The sequence below is a fragment of the Bifidobacterium dentium JCM 1195 = DSM 20436 genome, assembly GCF_001042595.1.
Classification (GTDB): Bacteria; Actinomycetota; Actinomycetes; order Actinomycetales; family Bifidobacteriaceae; genus Bifidobacterium; species Bifidobacterium dentium.
Window position 1 is genome coordinate 2,473,176 of record NZ_AP012326.1, and the last position, 19,419, is coordinate 2,492,594.

General features: G+C 53.1%; 16 protein-coding genes, 1 tRNA gene and 1 pseudogene. 3 read left to right on the forward strand and 15 right to left on the reverse strand.

Annotation, left to right across the window (positions count from 1 at the left end):
- Positions 1 to 2: 2 nt before the first annotated feature.
- From BBDE_RS10290 to BBDE_RS10320, 7 genes and pseudogenes are all read right to left on the reverse strand, one after another.
- On the reverse strand, positions 3 to 974 hold the full coding sequence (locus tag BBDE_RS10290; protein WP_003838271.1) for a carbohydrate ABC transporter permease: 972 nt from the start codon (positions 972 to 974) through the stop codon (positions 3 to 5).
- Between the two features lie 145 nt (positions 975 to 1,119).
- Positions 1,120 to 2,433, reverse strand: coding sequence for an ABC transporter substrate-binding protein (locus tag BBDE_RS10295; RefSeq protein WP_003838270.1), 1,314 nt, complete (start codon positions 2,431 to 2,433; stop codon positions 1,120 to 1,122).
- A 151-nt stretch (positions 2,434 to 2,584) separates the two neighbouring features.
- Positions 2,585 to 3,604: a LacI family DNA-binding transcriptional regulator gene (locus BBDE_RS10300; protein WP_012902581.1), complete on the reverse strand. Its 1,020-nt coding sequence runs from the start codon at positions 3,602 to 3,604 to the stop codon at positions 2,585 to 2,587.
- A gap of 242 nt (positions 3,605 to 3,846) precedes the next feature.
- Positions 3,847 to 4,992 carry a glycoside hydrolase family 172 protein gene (locus BBDE_RS10305; RefSeq protein ID WP_012902582.1) on the reverse strand — a complete coding sequence of 382 codons (1,146 nt, stop codon included), beginning with the start codon at positions 4,990 to 4,992 and terminating at the stop codon, positions 3,847 to 3,849.
- A gap of 101 nt (positions 4,993 to 5,093) precedes the next feature.
- Positions 5,094 to 5,972: a carbohydrate ABC transporter permease gene (locus BBDE_RS10310; RefSeq protein ID WP_003838261.1), complete on the reverse strand. Its 879-nt coding sequence runs from the start codon at positions 5,970 to 5,972 to the stop codon at positions 5,094 to 5,096.
- Between the two features lie 16 nt (positions 5,973 to 5,988).
- A pseudogene (locus BBDE_RS10315) lies at positions 5,989 to 6,153 on the reverse strand (sugar ABC transporter permease); the annotation flags it as partial.
- A 108-nt stretch (positions 6,154 to 6,261) separates the two neighbouring features.
- On the reverse strand, positions 6,262 to 7,386 hold the full coding sequence (locus tag BBDE_RS10320; protein WP_003838258.1) for a LacI family DNA-binding transcriptional regulator: 1,125 nt from the start codon (positions 7,384 to 7,386) through the stop codon (positions 6,262 to 6,264).
- A 636-nt stretch (positions 7,387 to 8,022) separates the two neighbouring features.
- On the opposite strand from BBDE_RS10320, the gene BBDE_RS10325 reads away from it, so the two are divergent.
- The 3 genes from BBDE_RS10325 (at position 8,023) to BBDE_RS10335 (ending at position 10,564) form a co-directional block, all read left to right on the forward strand.
- A complete protein-coding gene (locus tag BBDE_RS10325) occupies positions 8,023 to 8,700 on the forward strand; it encodes a DedA family protein (RefSeq protein ID WP_012902584.1) in 678 nt (225 codons plus the stop codon).
- A gap of 162 nt (positions 8,701 to 8,862) precedes the next feature.
- Positions 8,863 to 8,935: transfer RNA gene (locus tag BBDE_RS10330), tRNA-Ala, on the forward strand.
- A 390-nt stretch (positions 8,936 to 9,325) separates the two neighbouring features.
- Positions 9,326 to 10,564 (forward strand): ATP-binding protein, encoded by a 1,239-nt coding sequence (locus BBDE_RS10335; protein WP_187116113.1) that lies wholly within the window; start codon positions 9,326 to 9,328, stop codon positions 10,562 to 10,564.
- Positions 10,565 to 10,702: 138 nt separating this feature from the next.
- On the opposite strand, the gene BBDE_RS10340 is transcribed toward BBDE_RS10335, so the two are convergent.
- From BBDE_RS10340 to BBDE_RS10375, 8 genes are all read right to left on the reverse strand, one after another.
- Positions 10,703 to 11,671 (reverse strand): LacI family DNA-binding transcriptional regulator, encoded by a 969-nt coding sequence (locus tag BBDE_RS10340; RefSeq protein WP_003838253.1) that lies wholly within the window; start codon positions 11,669 to 11,671, stop codon positions 10,703 to 10,705.
- Between the two features lie 93 nt (positions 11,672 to 11,764).
- Positions 11,765 to 13,246 (reverse strand): glycoside hydrolase family 32 protein, encoded by a 1,482-nt coding sequence (locus BBDE_RS10345; protein ID WP_003838252.1) that lies wholly within the window; start codon positions 13,244 to 13,246, stop codon positions 11,765 to 11,767.
- On the reverse strand, positions 13,243 to 14,601 hold the full coding sequence (locus tag BBDE_RS10350; protein WP_003838250.1) for a glycoside hydrolase family 172 protein: 1,359 nt from the start codon (positions 14,599 to 14,601) through the stop codon (positions 13,243 to 13,245). The genes BBDE_RS10345 and BBDE_RS10350 overlap by 4 nt, the downstream gene beginning before the upstream one ends.
- Positions 14,602 to 14,648: 47 nt before the next feature.
- Entirely contained in the window at positions 14,649 to 15,479 is an 831-nt protein-coding gene (locus BBDE_RS10355) for a carbohydrate ABC transporter permease (RefSeq protein ID WP_003838248.1), read from the reverse strand.
- A gap of 5 nt (positions 15,480 to 15,484) precedes the next feature.
- On the reverse strand, positions 15,485 to 16,408 hold the full coding sequence (locus BBDE_RS10360; protein ID WP_228369719.1) for a carbohydrate ABC transporter permease: 924 nt from the start codon (positions 16,406 to 16,408) through the stop codon (positions 15,485 to 15,487).
- A gap of 53 nt (positions 16,409 to 16,461) precedes the next feature.
- Positions 16,462 to 17,784, reverse strand: a complete 1,323-nt coding sequence (locus BBDE_RS10365; protein WP_003838246.1) for an ABC transporter substrate-binding protein — start codon at positions 17,782 to 17,784, stop codon at positions 16,462 to 16,464.
- 365 nt (positions 17,785 to 18,149) lie between these two features.
- Positions 18,150 to 18,857, reverse strand: a complete 708-nt coding sequence (locus BBDE_RS10370; protein WP_003838243.1) for an HAD family hydrolase — start codon at positions 18,855 to 18,857, stop codon at positions 18,150 to 18,152.
- Between the two features lie 165 nt (positions 18,858 to 19,022).
- A complete protein-coding gene (locus BBDE_RS10375; RefSeq protein ID WP_003838241.1) occupies positions 19,023 to 19,316 on the reverse strand; it encodes a hypothetical protein in 294 nt (97 codons plus the stop codon).
- Positions 19,317 to 19,419: the final 103 nt, after the last annotated feature.

Genomic DNA, 19,419 nt, shown 5'->3' on the forward strand with positions numbered 1-19,419 from the left:
TCTCACTCCTCGTCTTCCTTCGCGACCTTCTCCTGAAGGTTCGTGAACATTACGGCCACGATGATGATGACGACGGTCAGTGCGGTCGCGATCGCGGCACCGTAGCCGACTTGCTGGGATTGGAAGAACTGCACGTAGGAGTAGTACGACGGCACGATGGTGCTGGTTCCCGGGCCGCCTTTGGTCAGCATGTAGACGGGTCCGAACACTTTGAGTGCGGCAATGGTGCAGGTCAGCGCCACCACGAAGATCTCCGGCTTGATGGCCGGCAGGGTGATGGCCAGAAAGCGTTGCCACCAGTTGGCGCCGTCGAGGCTCGCCGCCTCGTAGAGTTCCGGATCGACGCGTTGCAGGCCGGACATGAAGATGACCAGCGGGTAGCCGATCTGAATCCAGATCATGATGAGCATCAGAAAGATCAGCGCCGTATCCGGTTTGCCGAGCCAATCATGCTGCAGTCCGCCCAGACCGATGGCTTTGAACAATGCATTCAACGCGCCATTCTCCGGCCGGAATATCCAACCCATCACCAGGGACGCGACCGCAATCGGCAGCAGCTGCGGGAAGTAGTAGACGGCGCGCATGGCGGAAGCGGTTTTCGGACCGAATTTCTTCTGCACCACGTCGAACACCAGCGACGAAAGGATCAGACCGATCAGAATCGGAATCACCACCATGGCGATGATCATCCAGATCGAGTTACGGAACGACACCCAGAACGTGGTATCCTTCACCAGTCTCGCCCAGTTGGTCAATCCTGTGGATTTCGGCGGTCTGATGCCTCGATAGTTGGTGAAGCTGAGATAGATGTTCCAGATGGCCGGCACGATGATGATCCACAGCAGCATCAGGAAGCCGGGAAGCAGGTAGAGCCAGAATCGGCTTGACGGATTGCCCGGAATACGGGACATCTCCTTTTCGCGCGCGGTCGGTTGCTGGCCGTGCGGTCGGTTGTGTTTTGCATGAGCGTTCATAACGTAGATCACTTCCCATGATTCGCATCCCGGTAATGATCCGGACCCCTATGTCCGGTGGCGATGCAGTTGGGTTAACGGTGCGCCGACGTCATCCGGTCGGCGCACCGACGATATTCAGTTATTTATCGGATTTCCGAAGGCCTTAGGACTTGACGCCTGCGGCTTCCACACCCTTGTTGTAGTTGCTTTCCAGTTGCTTAAGCACATCCTTCACGTCGGCGGTGCCGTTGACCAGCTCCTGCAACGCGGAGTTCAGCTCGTCGTAGAAGGTGGAGGTCGGCCAATCCGGGTAGAAGCCGAGGGCGTTCTTCTCAAGCACGCTGTTGAAGGACGTGATGAGTTCCTTGGTCTTTTCGTCGGTGATCTTGTCCGGGTCGGCGGCAATCGGCAGACCGCCGGAATTGCCCATGAGATTCTGAACTTCGTCGCTCAGCGTGATGTCGATGAACTGCGCGGCGAGATCCTTCTTCTTGGAATTCTCCGGAATGACCCAGATGTTGCCGGAAGAACCCACGACCTTATCGGTGTTCGGGAAGGTGGAGAAGGTCCAGTTGGCGTTCTTCATGTCGCTCTGGAAACGGCCGAACCACCAAGTGCCGGAGAAGAACATCGGATAGGTGCCATTCATGAAGGACTGACCGGCGTCCTCGGCCTTGATGCCGGTGCAATCCTTGGAAATGTATCCCTTGTCGACCCAGTCCTTGATGGTCTGGGTGGCGTAGGTGGTCGCTTCGCCCTGCCAGTCGACGTCGCCATCGTACATCTCATAGGCTTTGACGAACTTGTCGTTTGCCTTGGACAGCACCAACTGCCACCACAAATGTTGCAACGGGTATTCCGCGGCACCTTCGGAGAGCGGGGTCACCCCGTTATCCACGAACTTCTGCATGGCGGACTTCAGCTCGTCCAAGGTTTTCGGAATCTCGATGCCGTACTTGTCGAACATGTCCTTGTTGTAGTACATCACGACATCTTCGCCATAGTTCGTAATGCCATACCAGTCGCCGGAACCCATAACGCCCTTGTCGTCGTACTTGCCGGTGTCGGCCAGGGTGCCGCTGACTTTCTTATCCCACTTGTATTTGCTGACGTAATCGTTCAGATTGGTGAGCAGGCCCTGGCTGGCCAGCAGGCCGGCGGTGGCGTTGCCCTTGTTGTACTCCATGACATCCGGAGCTTCATCGGAATTAAGGATCTGGGCCGCATTCTGGCGAATCTGCTCGAAGGACTTCTTTTCGAATTCGACCTTGACGCCGGTTTTCTTTTCGAAGATTTCCATGGCCTTGGCCCAAGCTTTGCCTTGGGCCCCGTTATCTTCTTCATAATGCCAGATTTTGATGGTCTTCGGATTGCTCTCCTGTGCGCCGTCATCGCCGCCACAGCCGGCAAGACCCAGTGTTCCGAACATGGTCGCCACTGCCAATCCGGCGGCGACAAGTTTACGGGTGGACTTCATTGTTTCTCCTTTTCAGCGCCTTTACTGAAATGAGTTTCGAAATATATTCGAGGGACTCATTACCCATAAACTAAAAGATTTCCACCTTCTTTTCAATTTGTTTCGACATTTTTTCGATAAGTCATCATATTGTCGTAAACATTGGGAGAGACTACAAGATGTTGCACGGCCCCATCGTGCCGCGGGCAACATATTTTCCCGGCAACAGCTCAACGGCACCGACGTCATGACGACGATACTCGAGAATCTCCATCATGGTGTCGACCGCACGAGAACATACCACATTCGGCTCCATCGGCATCTCATCAACCGCTTGCGGCAATTGCTGCAATCCGTACGTGCAAGCAGCCATCACCGAAATGTCTTGCGGAACTACCAGATTACGCTCATGCAGCGCAATCAACAGGTTGTTGACATGCGTGGCATTGGTCTGGCACACAATCGCCGTGATTTCAGGATCTTGAGCGAATGCGGAATCCAGCAGCAACCGTACATCAGCCATGCCATAGCCCGTGGATGGCATGAACGACACTTTCATATTCAGATCGTCGCCCCGTTTAACGACCGCATCGCGGAAGCGAATCAGGTAGTTCGAACCATCTTCGTAGGCGAATCCGCTGTTGCCGACAATCAGTACATGCGTATGCCCCAATGCAGAAGCCTTTTCCATGGCCTCGCGCCCCATCCGCTCGAAATCAAGATCCACGGAATACACCGCCTCGGAATTCGAAGGGTATCCGACGCAGACCACCGGCACATCAAGCATGGCAGCCACCTCGGCACGCGAATCGGTCATCAGCACGTCGAGCAACAGGATGCCGTCGACCATGCCGCTCCGCGCGATGCGGGTCAGTTCCCGATCGCCATATTCGTGCATCAGCAGCAGAATGTCATAGCCGTACCTTTTGGCACGGGTGGCGAGCGCAAAGAAGAAAATCGCGTAATTCGAGTAATCCGTATACTCATGCAGCGGCGAGCTCAACGCCAATACCTTGGTCCATCCGCCGTGTATGGCACGAGTCTGGCCACTCGTGCGATAGCCCAGTTCGCGGGCGGCCCGCAAGACTTTCAGTCTTGTCTCCTCCTTGACGGAGCGCTTGCCACTCATCACATACGAGACCGTGCTGATCGACACCCCGGCCCGAGCCGCTACGTCTTTGATGCCAGCCATGTCGGTCTCCTGCAACTGTCCGTTGAATCCGCCCGTAGGTTTTTATAGTATGCCAGTCTATCGTTCGACGTTCATCGCAATGCGATTCACTCACAGCTTCAGCCCGTCAGCCGAATTGGGCCTACCGAACACCCGCTTCAGCGGAGTTTCGACTAGACTATCCGCACGAAGGCCGCTGAGTCATACTCAGCGGCCTTCGCTCAAGTCAACCGACGAATCATGCCAAGAATCAGGCGATGCCCTCACCGCGGCTGGCGGAAATGCCGGTCACCGATCGGCTCGAATGGCGTGTGCGGCTCGAGCTGATACCAGTAGGCCACTGACGCGACATCGTCCTGCCGTTCGAAATTGCCGGCCTCCTCAGTGCCGATCTGCTGCCATTCAACGCGCAAATCGGAATCGAAATAGATCGGATCGGGGATATGCCAACGGTATAGACCGCGCGTCACCGGCGTATTGATGTCCCAGTAGGCGCTTTCCCGATTCGCGGCGAGTTGCTGCGAATAGAACGGGAACCCCAGATATGGCCCGGTAAACGTCCGTTCGCTCATATGTCCGTTGTCATCGAAGTCGGCGAAGCTCCATGCGCCGCCGAAATAGTCTTCCGCACCAGTGCTGCACCAGGTCGGATATTGGCTGTCGCCATCGATATACATCTTGAACTCGCCCTCGCCCCACCAACGGCTTTCGAGCGCGGTGAGCGCCAGGTAGGTGCCGATATAGGCGCCACGGCCGCGCACGCCGTCGAGCACCACATAATCGCGTGCAAGTTCCGTAACCCGCTCACGACGCCACTGTGCATGGAAGCGCATGGCATCGGCCGGCAGCTCGTCGTATTCCGTGTAGTCGATCTGGTAGAAGAAGGCCGGCACGTCCTCGTTGTGGTCGTTGCGCAACACGATACGCGCATGTTCGAACGGCATGGTGAAGTAGCAGTTGAAGCCACGGTTGGGCACCACCATGACCGGGATGGAGTTGATGCGGCAGGCCTGCGCGTGGCCGCAGCAGAAAAAGTCACCGATCGGGCATTGCACGGACGGCGACTCCTCACCATCCCAATAGCATTCGAAGATGAGATTGCGCAGCACATTCGGGCCTGTCGGCGACGTCCGATCGGTGACGGTCATCCAGATGTGACGAATCACGCCAGGACCGTCGACGTCCATCAGCGTTACGGCATCGCCGGCGCGAACGGTCTGGATGCACGGACTGCCTTTGCGAGAAGGGCCAAGTTTGCTGGCCGCCGTCGCGGCCATGCCCTTGCCGCCGGTCGGATTTTCCGCGTTCACGCAACGGGTGCGACCGTGGTTCGCGGCGAGCGCCAATGCGTCCAATGCATTATGCCCGAAGCCTGCGGAACCGAAGCCGATAGTGGTCGGATCTGTCATGATTGCTCCTTTGAAGGGGTTGGCGCATCATATGCCGTTATCAGCTGCATTGCAGCTCCTCCGCATATGGTGCGCCAGTTATGTTTCCTGCAGTCATCGCCTTACTTGACCGCGCCTGCGGTAATGCCCTGCGACAGCTTACGTTGGAAGATGATGAAGAAGATGATGGTCGGGATGATGCTCAGCAGCGATGCCGAGGCCAATGTGGTCGCCTCCATTGTACGCTGCCCCTGCAGGGTGGCAAGTGCCAGCGGGATGGTCTGCACGTCATCGCCCATGAGGAAGGCCATCGGAATCATGTATTCATTCCAAGTCCACACGAAGAAGAACACGAACAACACACTGATGGTCGACCAGGAGATGGGCAATACCACCTTTCGTAGAATCTGCCATCTGGAGGCGCCATCGATTGCGGCCGCTTCCAGAATGGCCTGCGGGAACGTGCCGTACACGGAGGAAAGCAGATACGTTCCGTAGGCGCTCTGAATGATGGTGAAGATGATGATGATCGCCAGTTTGGTGTTGTACAGGCCCGCCTGCTTGAACATGGTATACAGCGGATAGAGCAGCGCTTCCTGCGGCATCATGTTGGCGAGCATGATGGCCAGTACGATCCATGTGTTGCCTTTGACTTTGCCGATGCCCAGCGCGAAGGAGTTGAGCACGGACAACACCACAGCGGCCACGGCCACGACCAGCGAGATGACGAGGCTGTTCCAGAATTTGAGCGGGAACTTCGTGGTGGTCCAGAAGGAAACGATGCCTTCCATGGTGAAGTGCTTCGGTAGGGAGAGCGGGCCGGTGGCATTGTAGTCGGCGGAGGTCTTGAAAGCGTTGACGGTCAGGACCAGCAGCGGGAACAGTACCAGCAGAGCAGCCACGATCAGCAGGATCAGCGTGATCCAGTCTCCGGTTGAGCGAACATGTTGTGTTTTCTTTGAGGCCTTGCGCGCGGCCGCCGCGGACATGGTTTGGGTCATGATTCCACCTTTGCTTTCAGACGAGTTCCTTTTCGACGCGCTTCTGCACGATCGTGAACACGATGGAGAACACGATGATGACCGCAGTCAGCGCAGTGGAGATCGCAGCACCGTAGCCGACTTGCTGCACTTGGAAGAATTGGTTGTAGGAGTAGTACGACGACACTGTGCATGGAGACCCTCCTTGAACGAGCCGTTGCAGTTGCCAGTCGACGTCGACCATTGTTGAAACGTTTCGATTACGCTTATGAAATTATGCCGGGTGAATCACACCGAAAACTCCGCCGTTTTACCGCGAAGCCACCTTCAGGGCCCTTTCGCCGGGACTGATCTCGGCAACGGAACCGCGAAGCTTCACCGCGGGAGCCTCAAGCTCGACATCACCCTTGATCTTGACGCCTTGCTCAATCGCCGAGACCAAAAGCCCCATGGCCTGCAAGCACAACTTCTCTGGCATGACCGGCATCTCGGTAATCGGACGCGACATCAATTCGCCGTCGAAATACGTGCCGCATGACAGCACCGAAACATCCTCCGGCACCGATAGCCCTGCGACCGACAGTTCCTGCAGTACCCGGTTGAGCACATTGGCGTTAGCCTGATTGATTATCGCCGTCGGACGATCCTCATCAGCAAAGGTCTCTCGCACAAAGCGAATCGCGTCGAAACGGTCATCCTCATATCGCGAGGATTCAACAACCGTCATGCCGCGTTCCTTCGCACGCGACAGCATGCTTTCGCGAAAAATCACGACATAACCGGAACGACGCTCATAATCGGCCTCGTTGTTGCGCAGGAACGCAACCTTACGGTGGCCTTTGTCGAATAGAAAATCCACCGCCTTGCGCCCGGCCTCGGCGAAATCGATGTCGACGCAGGCACAACCCTCATGCGCCTGCGGGTAGCCGATGGCTATACAGGGTTTGGAGAAATCGCCGGATGAGGCCGCGCGCTCGTCATCCTGCTCGACATCGAGCAGCACCACGCCATCAACCAAATTGCTTTGCGTCACACGACGGATGTCGTTCACCGCGTCCGGTCCGGTCAGCAGCAACACATCATAACCGGCATTCCTCGCCGCCCACGCGGTATGCAGGAAGTAGGCGTTGTATTTGGCCTGATTGATGTCGCCACGAATCGGCGCACTTAATGCGATGACCTGTGAACGTATGCCACGCATCTTGCGAGCGCTGGCGTCCGGGGTGTATCCAAGCTTCTCCACCGCCGCCATGACCTTGTCGGACGTCTTGGCGGAAATCGAACGTTTGCCGGAAAGCGCATACGAGACGGTGCTGACGGACACCCCCGCTTCACGGGCCACATCCTTGATGCCTGCCATCGTCATCGCCTCCTTCGGCTTCCCTGCGTTCTCGACATCGTCTTTCGCGTCCTTCAGCGCTGCAATGCGTTGCATCGACGCTAGTCGTCACCGGCGAAACCCCTCGATCTCACTAATCGAATCGTTTCGTCGAAACGTTTCAATAATCATACCCCACACAGAAAATATGTCAAACGTTTCGACACGCTGAAGGCGGCGCCTTCTTGCGACTACAAGACCACCATCTGCGAGCAGCAGGCCTCTCCTCGACAGCGACGGCCCCAAAACGTCGATTTAGAGGCCATAGCCGTCGAGTAGTCGCAAGATACTCGCAACCCACGGACGCAACCACCCGCATCAGCAGGCAGATTCGAACCTGACGAACGGAAAAAAGACCCCTTCAGCGGACGAGACTCATGAATCAGGCCACAGTCGCCGACATACACGGACGGTTCCCACCCGGTGTTTGCTGGCGTGACATCTGCCGACCAAACGGATGCCCTCCGGTCGGGTTCGCTGGCAGAAGTCGGACGACCGCCAACAAGTTTCCGATGCGCCTGCAGACTACCGGAATCATGCTGATTGAGCAGAGCCATAGCCACCGTAAGCATTGACGGATTGTGCAGATTTGCCACCCTTCGCCCTCCGCTCGGTCTCGCCCTAGAGCCCCACTGGTAGGCTTTAGCCTTGGTTCGTATACCCGTATGCCTACATATTCACAGAGAGAACTCCATGGGAATCATCAACTTCTTCATCAATCTGCTCAAGGACCCGCGCACTGCGATTGCCAGCTGGATCGCCATGGGCGTCGCCCCGACGCTTGGATTCATCTTCCTCATCGTCTTTATCGAGACGGGCGTGGTGTTCTTCCCCTTCCTTCCGGGCGACTCGTTGCTGTTCGCAGCCGGTTTCTTCGCCGCACCCGACGCCAAGACCGGCGTCGCCGCCCTGCCGTTGTTCGCGCTGCTGCCGGTTGTCTGGTGCGCACCGATCATCGGCGATCAGTGCAACTACTGGATCGGCCATTTCTTCGGTCGCCGCATCATCGAATCCGGCAAAGTCAAGGCCATGACGCCGGAACGCATCGCCAAAACAGAAGCCATGATCGATAAGTGGGGCCCGCTGGCCGTGTTCCTCGGCCGCTTCTTCCCGTTCATCCGCACGTTCATGCCGTTCATTTCCGGCATTTCCGGCATGCGCTGGAGCCGTTTCACGCCGTTCTCCGTGCTCGGCGGTCTGTGCTGGTCCACCCTGTTCACATTGCTTGGCTACTTCTTCGGCGGCATTCCGGCGGTGCAGAAGCACTTCGAACTGGTGATCGTCGCAATTCTCGTACTGTCGCTGATTCCGACGATCGTAGGCCTGCTCAAGGCCAAGTTCGGCAAGAAGGCTCCGGCTACCGAAGCCTGACAGGCATAATCATTCCCAGCCATTGTTTCGGGTGGGCGGCGAATCGGGAGATTTTGCCGCCCGCCCGAAAGGCATCGCAACACGCGAACGTACAGAATTGCGTTCGTACACACTTCGTACTAAAGTTCTGAGAGTTGCCCTGCGAAGCAAGGTAACATCCAAGGGGCTGTAGCTCAGTTGGTAGAGCGCTTCGTTCGCATCGAAGAGGTCGCGGTTTCGACTACCGTCAGCTCCACGAAAGCCCGCTGCATTCATTCCACCGCAGCGGGCTTTTTGATTTGTTTTCCGTCTTTTTTCAACGTTCAGCATAAAGCTGGCCTGTCATAAAAGCCAAAGGGCATGCTCGTAAATCACCCTCCTTAAGCCGCGCAACGAAGCACCACAGAAAGAAGCAGCCAAGGCGGCCTCCCAACGCCACATTCGCTCACAATAGCCATTTAACGGGGTCATTTTTGGCGATTTATATGACTTCGACCCCGTTAAAACTGATTTCTTGCCTCAAGAATACCGGTTCTCTCAATATATCGCTTGAAAATCGACTAAAATGGCGTTTAACAGTGCTATTGTTGACAATCTATATGACTTTGACCCCGTTAGACGGCTCTTCCAGTATGAAGGAGTGGCAATGGAGACGTATCGCAGGGAGCATTACTTGACCCAGCTTCGCCCATTCTATGATGATTCAGACCTCATCAAAGTGATTACCGGCATCCGCCGATGTGGCAAATCCAGCCTAATGAACACCGTCATGGACGAGCTTCTCAAGCTCAAGGTCCCGAAAAACAACATCATCTACATCAACTTGGATCGCAGGGAGCACCGCACCGTCACGACGCCAGAGAAACTTGACCGTGTCATCGAACGAGCCGTAAGGGGCGCAAGCGACGGATTGCGATATCTGTTCATCGATGAAGTACAGAACGTCAAAGGCTTCGAAACCGTCATCAACGGATGGCGAGAGGAAGGAGACTGCTCTATCTTCATGACTGGCTCAAATTCCTATCTACTGTCCGGCGAGCTCGCTACCAAGCTCACAGGCCGATATATCGAACTGGAAATGTTCACCCTTTCCTTCCACGAGTATCTTGGCATGCGCAACTTCTTGAATAAGCCAGCAATTCCGACATCACAGGCATTCCGCGACTACTTGACCTACGGTGGATTTCCGAAGTCATTGGAGTATGACGACCCCGACGCGAAGGCGGCCTATATTCAGGACGTTATCGGGCAAATCTTCGATAAGGACATCACTGCACGAAAGACGGTACGCAATCGCGACACATTCGCACGTGTGCAGGATTACCTCATCAATAACTGCGCCGCCCCCACGAATCTCACCGGTATCATAAAATATTTGAAGAACAGCGAAAACGTTACTCTCAAACGTGAGACACTCGCCACCTACATACGGTTGCTAAAGAACGCGAAAATCCTATACAAATGCCCGCGTTTCGACTTACGATCCCGCAAGTCACTGAGAGGCGGAGAGAAGTACTACCTCGCCGACCCGGGTATACGATTCGCCCGCAATACTGATGCAAGAATCAGCTACGGACCCTCGCTGGAGAATGCACTATATACACATCTAAAGTCGAAGGGGTACGACGTGAGTGTCGGCACGATAGGAAAGCTCGAATGTGACTTCATCATCAGGAAACGCGATCAGTATGCATATATCCAGGTGTCAATGAGTATCCAAGATCCAACCGTCGAGGAGCGTGAGTACCGTCCGTTTGGCAAACTCGCCGACGGCTACCCGAAATACCTGTTCACATTGGACCCACTGCCTCTACAACGTGATGGCGTACGTCATCTCAACCTCATGGAATTTTTGCAAAACGACGGCGACATCAACTTTGGCTAAGCACCGGCAGCGAGTATGACTTCATAAGGAAATTTGTACGACAATCACACCTTATGAGTGAAACGACTCCTTAGGGTTGCTTGACGACGAAGAGCAGGGCCTCGGAATCCAAAGGTTCGCACGCAACACCATCATCAGTTACAGGCTGACATTGACCCCCATCGGAATAACATAGGAAAGGGACTCGAGTTGGTCTCCATCAATCCGCTTCATAAGAACATCCACCACTGTTCGCGCCAGCAAATCATACGATTGGGCAACAGTAAGCAGTGGCGGGAACACGGCCTGCGCAAGAAATGTACCGTCGTAGCCAAATATGAATAAATCATCCGGAACCTGCATTCCCCGCGCAAGCGCCTGTCTCTGAATCGCCGCAGCCACAGGGTCGGCGGAAAATACTCCATCGAGTCCAGGATATGAATTGAGAATCTCGTCAGCAGTATTCAGATACGTTGAAAACTCAAATTGATTCAGTTGCAGTTCCTGAGTAATACAGGTAATGCCATGCTCACGCATCCGCTTCGCGAAAATCTCATGCCGCATGTTCGATGGAGTCTTCACCTGCCCCGACGCGACCAGCTGCACCACTTTATGGCATCCACGATCAATAAATGCTTGCGCGGCAATCTCGCCACCCTGAACATGATCAGAAGCCACAACTGGAATGTCATCAGCCAGATTACGGTCCAACGCCACAATCGGAGCATTGATATCGGAATAGTTGATATCAACAGAATGGGAACCGATAATAATTCCGTCGACTTTATTAGCAGTCAACATATCGATGTATTTTCGTTCTTTTTGTGATGAATGCATGGTGTTACACAGAATCATCTTGTATCCGCGAGTATCTAATGCATCCTCGATCCTTGCGGTTATCGTAGAGAAGAATGGATGTTCCACATCAGGAATCACCAGACCAACCAGACTCGTCTTGCTGGTGTACAAACTTCGCGCTATCTGATTGGGTTGATAATGTAATTCCTCAATGGCCGCCTGTATGGCGGCCTTGGTCTTTTCCGACATATAGCCACGATTGTTGAGATAACGTGACACCGTATTTTTGGAGACCCCTGCGGTCTGCGCAACATCCGTAATCGTCGGCATGACATTCCTCCCTCACATATGCGGCAGTGCACGGAATCAATATGGCTTCATATTATTCTGTACACTGCCGTTCTCAATCGTCAATGTCGAGAATCAGACCGCATCCAAGCCATATCCTTTGACATCGACCAGTACCGCATCCCCATTTTTCGCGTACATGGAAATACCGTTGTGTTCATTGTCAGCAAAGACATTCATCGAGTGAACGACACGTCCTCCATCAACGAAAATCTCCATCGAACTCTGATCACTGAGCAGTATTACGTCGAGTTTCTCTTTTCCTTGGACAGAAAGCGGACTTCGCGATGTACCTTTACTCCATTCATCGGCCTTGTCACGATTCACACTCATACGCGCATGGGCCAGATCGAAGTCGACCACCAACGCCCGATCATCATGTTGGCGTAGATTCAAGTGAATGGAAGTTGCATCGGTTTGCATCAAATCGATGGAGAAACCCAGCTCGTAAGCCACTCCATCACCGACCCTTAACGTCGTTGATTCTTCGCCAAGACGAATTGTCGGCGGCAGCACCGCCATCTCGCTACGCAACGTACTGATTTCATCAACAGGCATGATGGAAAGCGTTAAGTTGTCATTCATACGTACCTCACGTGGAACGGCGAACGACCCACACCAACCTTCTCGCCAGGTCGGCCCCCAATCCTTCCAAAATGGCATCCAGTCCCATCCATTGGCCCAGCCGACCATGATACGGCGACCATTCCCATCTTGGAATGTCTGCGGAGCGTAGAAATCAAACCCCCAATCAGCTTCTCCCGTCACGGTATAGGTGAAGCTCCCCGTCCCGTAATCGAAATCGCCTACGAAATAGACGGTGGTTCGTTCTCCGATACCCATCGGCGAACATAGGAAGACCCATTTGTCTCCTAGCGGGAAGAAGTCCGGGCACTCCCACATGAAGCCCCACTCACCTCGGGATTCGAATAACACATTAAAGAATTCCCAATGCAACAGATCTTTCGAACGATACAGCAACGCCTGAGCCCTACCGTCGCGTTGAGCACCGCAAACCAGATAGTACAAGCCTTCATGTTCCCAAACTTTCGGATCACGAAAGAAGTCGTGCGGAACCCCTTCCGGAGGTTCTATGACAGGGTTTCCCTCGCACTTGCTAAAGTGCACCCCGTCTACGCTCACTGCCACGTTCTGCGTCTGCTCAAATCCATTGCCATTATTAGCTGTGCCAGTGTATACCAAGTATAAATCGCCATCTTTTTCGATTGCACTACCGGAAAAACAGCCTCCCTGAGGATGGTCGTCATAAATCTCACTGGGAGCAAGAGCCACAGGCAAATGTTCCCAATGCAACAGATCATCACTGACGGCATGCCCCCAATGCATCTGTGACCAGAATCCACTATAGGGATTGAATTGATAGAAGAAATGGTATTTACCCTTATAATAAATCAGCCCATTAGGATCATTAATCCAACCGCAGGGTCCCATGAAATGGTATCGTTGACGCATTGCCGTTTTCGCCACTTCAGATGCCTGTTGCTCGATAACGTGTTGTGCCCGATCAATCGCAGACTGCATGGTTTCTTTACTCATTGTTCTCTCTCCGCATCAAATGCATCACGAAGTTTTTTGGCGAATTCCGTGTTCAGCTTGGACTCACGACGAGCCTTGTCCTCCTTGATTCGGAATTGCGTATCGCGACGAGGCTCGTAGTCCTTCCATCTCTTCTGATAAGTATCGCGTGCAGCTTGTTGTTCTTCGGTAAGTTGCGGTAGAACCAGTTTACGCTCAGGAAGTTGCGGAACTACGGGCAAACGATCCTCGACCGGTGCAATGGTGATCCGGCTTGCCGTCGGCAAAATCTGATACCAGTAGGCCGTAGAACTCCAATCATCGGACAACTGATTGGCATGACCATGCTCGATAGTCACCTTCAGATGCTTTTCAAAGCGCACCGGATCAGTGATATGCCAACGATATGAAACTTGGAATCCATCAGTATCCCCTTCATGGACGATAGTGCCGAAGAATGGATACGCATTGCGCTGCATACCCCAGGCATGGTTGAAATAATCCTCAGTACCGGTGCCGTTCAAACTCGGATATTCCTCACCATCGATGAAGAACATATCGTTGCCTTCTCCCCACCAACTTCCTTGGAAGTGCTTGACCGTGAGATTACAGCCAACGTAGTGGCCTGTCCCCTCGACATCCAACACCGTATAGTTGTTCTCTCCTTTGAAGTTCGTGACGTTATTGACTTCCGGCGAATTGACCTGCAATTCCGGTCCCCAGCCATTGCATGGGTTTTCGCGATGCCATGCCGCATGGAAGTAAGCGGTATCCTCCGGTAGAGGCTCGCCGTACATTTCATAGTCGATGTTGAAGTACAGAATGAACGGCAACTCGTTATCATTGACGATTTCAATCTTCGCCTTCTTATTGAAAGGCATCGGGAAATAGCATGATACGGAGCAGGGTGCACCAAACTTTCCTGCTTCCTCCGGCTTGAGCGATACATTAAACGGCAGTGAGGAGAAGTTGCCAGGGTAGCTGTTGCCTATGCAGAAGAAATCTCCGAACGGCACCAACACGCTTGGGGTGTCTTGGTCATCCCATGTGATCTTGATAAGCGCCTTGCGGTAATAGAAAGGATCGTAGGCGTCCCAGATTACACCGAGTGCCGGGTGAATCTCCATCACCGGAGCCGCCGAAGCGTTTAATTCCGGGTCAAGGATACTCGGTGCCACCACCTTGCGACATGAAGAGGTCATCCACATATGGGTGATGCAACCCGGACCTTCGATTTCTCCCAAGGTAATGCTCTCTCCCGCAGGAATCTCCCAGTAATCCTGGTTCTTTCCCCGCTGGTCCCAACTGGCCAACCTACCGTTACGAGCATGCTTCACCTTAGTGAGGTCCTTGAAAAGACCAGTGATTTCACTCATGATTATCTCCTTCGATATTGTTTATTTTTAAATTCATTGCTGATTTCTCAGCCCTTGACGGCACCAGCTACCATGCCACCTACGATCTTTTTCTGGAACAATCCATAAAAGACGAGCTCTGGAATGATGATCATCACGCTTGAGGCAACAATGCCTCCATAATCAACCGTGTACGTGCCCTTAAAGAAGGATGCTCCCATGGATAGGGTGTAATCATTTTGACTACGCAACATCACCGATGCAAACGGGTATTCATTCCAGATATACAGCACATTGAAAATCACCACAGTGGCAATCACCGGTTTGGTCATCGGCAGAATTACCTTGATCATTAAGTCCCATATCGAACATCCATCAATAATCGCCGCTTCGTCAATCTCTACCGGCAGAGCCTTCAGATAACCGACAAAAAGCAACGTGTTGAAGGAAATCGATGACGCAACATACGGAAACACCAGCGCCCACTGTTCTCTCAGGCCAAAGAACAAATTAATCTTATAGACAGGGAACAGCAGAATGAACGGTGAGACGCTCAGTCCTGCAATCAGGAACGCATAGATGGCCTTCGTTAGATTGGGTCGCCTATAGGTCATGCGAGCCAAGGCGAATGAGCTTAGGAAAGTAATGACCAGTTCAATGACGATTGAGACCGCGCATACAATGAACGTATTGGCATACAGCCTCGGATAGTTCAAGGTATGGAGTGCATTGCGATAGTTGCTCCAATTCAAGGTCTTTGGCCAAGCCAGTGGATTCGATATGATTTCGGAATTCGTCTTAAACGACATCATGAGCATCCACAGGAACGGGAACACCATGAGTATGGTGACCAATGCCATCACGGTGTGGAGCACCATCTTCGTCTTTTTGGACATCATGGCTATCAGCCCCTTTCCCTACTGAAAAGGAAGTACAGACCGGTGATCCCTAGGGAAATCAGGAATGTTACCGTGGCAACGGACATACCGTAGCCATAGTCGCTACTCTGGAACGTTACCGAATAACTGTAGGTGACCAGAGTCTCAGACATATGGTTCGGCCCTCCTCCCGTAGTTTGCTGTACAATTTCGAAAATCTTGAATATTCCAGTGATAATGAGTACTACGACCGTGGAAATGGTCGGTCTCATCATGGGAATAATAACGTGCCAGACACGCTGTCGAGCGTTGGCCCCGTCGACTCTCACTGCCTCAAGCACTTCCTCGGGAATCATCTTGAGACCGGCGATGAAGATGGTAGTAAGGTACCCGAGCTGCTGCCAGAAATAGATGACGGAAATGCTGTAAGGGGAAAGAACAGTACCGCCAATCCACTGCCGGGCTAGGGAACCGGCTCCGATCGCTCTGAGTACGCCATTGATGACACCGATTTTGGGATCAAGAATATATACCCAAATAATGCCGACGATGATTGGGGCGATGATTGCCGGGGAGAATATCAGCGCTTTGGAAGTATCGACAAGCTTGAGTTTATTGTTCAGCAACAGTGCCAGCAGGAAGGACAGAACGAGGAGCAGCACCGACGCCACCACAAAGATGACCACTGTGTTCTGCAACGATTTCCAAAAGACCTTGTCGCGGAAAAGCCTGATGTAATTCGTCAAACCGTTGAAACGCGCTTTTCCTATGCCGGAATATTTGGTGAAACTATAACCAATGGCGATGATTATCGGCAACACAATGAATACCGTGTACGCCAGAAGTGTCGGGATTAGGAACCCTATCTTGTAACGTGTTTTGCTCAACCAGTGCATATTAACAACTTCCTGCCACGTAATTTCAAGTACCGCCGGGCAGTGAATAATCACCGTCGTTCATTTCTCTGCCCGGCAGATGCATGCAATGTTGGGGAGTACAAGGGTTACTTGCTGTTCTCGAGAGTGTCATCCATCTTGGCAAGCGCCTCCTGAGGGGAGTAGGTCCCTTGCATTACGCCAAACAGGCCGTCATACAGAGACTGCTGTACACTCGATGGCACTGTCAGATCCGGTGCGGAAACCGGTGACTTGTAACCGTTGGACAAGGCATCAACCATCGCGGACATCGAATATTTATCCGCGCTCGGGGTTAGTCCCTCGTATGAAGTCGCAGGGAACATAGAGTTTTCATACGAGAGTTCGGCGGCTTCCCTGCTGTAATAGAACTTAAGGAATGAGTATGTAGCGGCCTTGACATCATCATTGTCGTTTACGGTGGCACTTACCGCAATCGGTGCGGAGGGAACTTTCATATCAAGTTTTTGGCTGTATTTCGTGTCGGCAAAGGTCGGCCCCCACCAAAAACCAACCTTATCTCCAAGATTCTTATCAAATTCAGTGCAATCCCATTGTCCGCTGCCAAACATGGCGGCCTTGCCCTCATCAAACTGTTGCTTAGCATCGAAATATTCGATGGTCGACATGTTTTCCGGGAATGCACCGGCATTCGAGAGTCCCTGAATCTTGGTAAACGCCTTAATCAGGTCATCGTTGTCAAACTTCTGTTTGCCGTCAAGAATATCCTGAATGAAATCTGGCCATCCGTACCTTGCCAGCCATAAGTTGAATTCCCACATGGCGAAGGAACTGTTCTTGCTGCCAATGGCAAGCGGAGTAACGCCACTGTTCTTAAGCTTGGCGACCATTTCCAGAAATTCATCATATGTGGTGTCGTCGGTGGGATATGCGACCCCTGCCTTATCAAACAGGTCTTTGTTATAGAAGATACCCTGTATGTTACTTTGATACGGAAGTCCATACTGGACACCGGAATCATCTTGGAAAGCTGCCTCGGAGCCATTCAAAGCGGCTTTTACGTCGGCATTCTGGTCGAGAAAGTCTTTCAAATCCAGCAGTACGCCGGATTCATTGAATTCAGTAACCTGACTGCCTTCTACCCAAAACACTTGAGGAAGCGTTCCGTCAGAGGCCTCCAACTTCATATTTTTATTATGGGATTCGGTGTCTGCCGCTTCGAATTCGACTTTGTACTTACCTTTGTTTGCCTTGTTAAAAGCTTCTACAATCGCATTGGTCGCTGGTTCCTGCTTGGCGGGATTAGCGACGTTAATACCAAACTTAATCACCGTGGCGCCGCTATCATCCTTCGTGGAATTCGACGTTTCGCCGCATCCGGACAACATGCCCATCATCATTACGGTCGCCGCTGTTGCTGACACCGCCGTCATCAACACATTTCTCTTCATGACGCTTCCTCGCTTTCATGGACCCGTAAGGTTTCATCCTTTCCATGCCAGGGAATACCAAATATTTGATATTTCAACCGGTTAACATAATTTGCAGCACAAAACCACGTTGAACTGCCCTGTAAATTATATTTTCCCGTCGACCAACGTGAGAATTACCTCACATGCAATCGATTTGGTTATCCTGACATGGACCACCATACACGTCATAGCTCGATATGTCAACCGATTAACATATCGAATGACATTACTTCGAAAAGAGGCGAGCTTCAAGCTCCTTAAAGCTGTTTCTCTCTGAATGGTACGATATTCTACCTAGTGGGATAAATGAGTCCAACACAAATCAGAGAACTCGGAGGCCGGATTCACGCACCGACGCGCTGACGCACATAGGCATCAAGTACGTCGGCGGTGATGCCGTCATATCCCTTGATCGATGCGAATTGCGGGCCGTTCGAATTGTCGAGCTGCATGAAACCGGTCTGGCCGATCGTGGTGGCACCGGAGGCGACGGCGGAACGCAGGCCGCTCATCGAGTCCTCAATCGCAATGCAATATCGCATATCCTCCGGCGCGATGCCGAGACGCCGACCCGCCTCCAAATACGGTTCCGGCGACGGTTTCTTCGCAACGTCATCATCGCCGCACACGAATCCGGCAAACACTCCGGCCGGCGCCTGATCGACCAGATTCTGCGCAAGATGACGAGGCGACGTCGTCACCAACATTGACGGCACACCTGCGGCAGCCAACGAACACAGCACATCCTCGACACCGGCGATCCAGGGAATCCTTTCGAATTCCTTCTGCGCGACATAATCAATCATGCCTTTGCCGATCTCCTCGATCGACAGCTGACAGCCATGCTCCACCATACGGCGCGCCACGTCCGGCACAGGCGTACCGGAACCCTGCCAGGCCAAGTCCTCATCCCAGTAGCCGCCATGTTCGGCCGCGATCTTCAGCTCGCCCTCGTGCCAATACGGTTCGGAATCAATCAGCGTGCCATCCATGTCCCAGAACACGGCCTTCAGCAGCAGCCCGTTATCGCCCGCACCATTCGAAACAGTCATGACATTCCCTCCTTAATACCATGACTATTTCAGCAGACCAGCGCGACCATGCCGCCGTGAGCCCAACGTAGCCGAAGACAGTAACGCCTCATCAAGGGCCCAATACGGAATCGTTCCGCAGGATTTGCCACCCTGCGGAACGATTCCGCGTCAATTACGCTGCGACTACTCTTCAGCGTCGTCGTTCTTTTCCGCGTCGCCTTGCTCCTGCTCGGCTTTCGCGGCATCCTCCGCCTTCCAGCGGGCAATGCAACGTTCCACACGTTTGTACCCAATGATTTTCGGATCAAGCCCGGCCTCGCGGAAAATCGCCGCAGGTGAACCACCTTCGGCATATCGCCTCATGCAGTCGTCACGGAATTCCTTCGAATAGCAAATACGATACTGGGTGACCGATTCCACGGCATCCAGAGTCCCGAGATATTTCCGGGTCTTGGCAGTGAACGCAACTCTTGGCACTGTTCGCTCCTAACTCCTCGTTCCACACACCGTAAGGTCGCCCATCCCCGAATCTCCTTCGGGAAATCGAACTATATTCTACGAATCAATCGACTCATCGTAA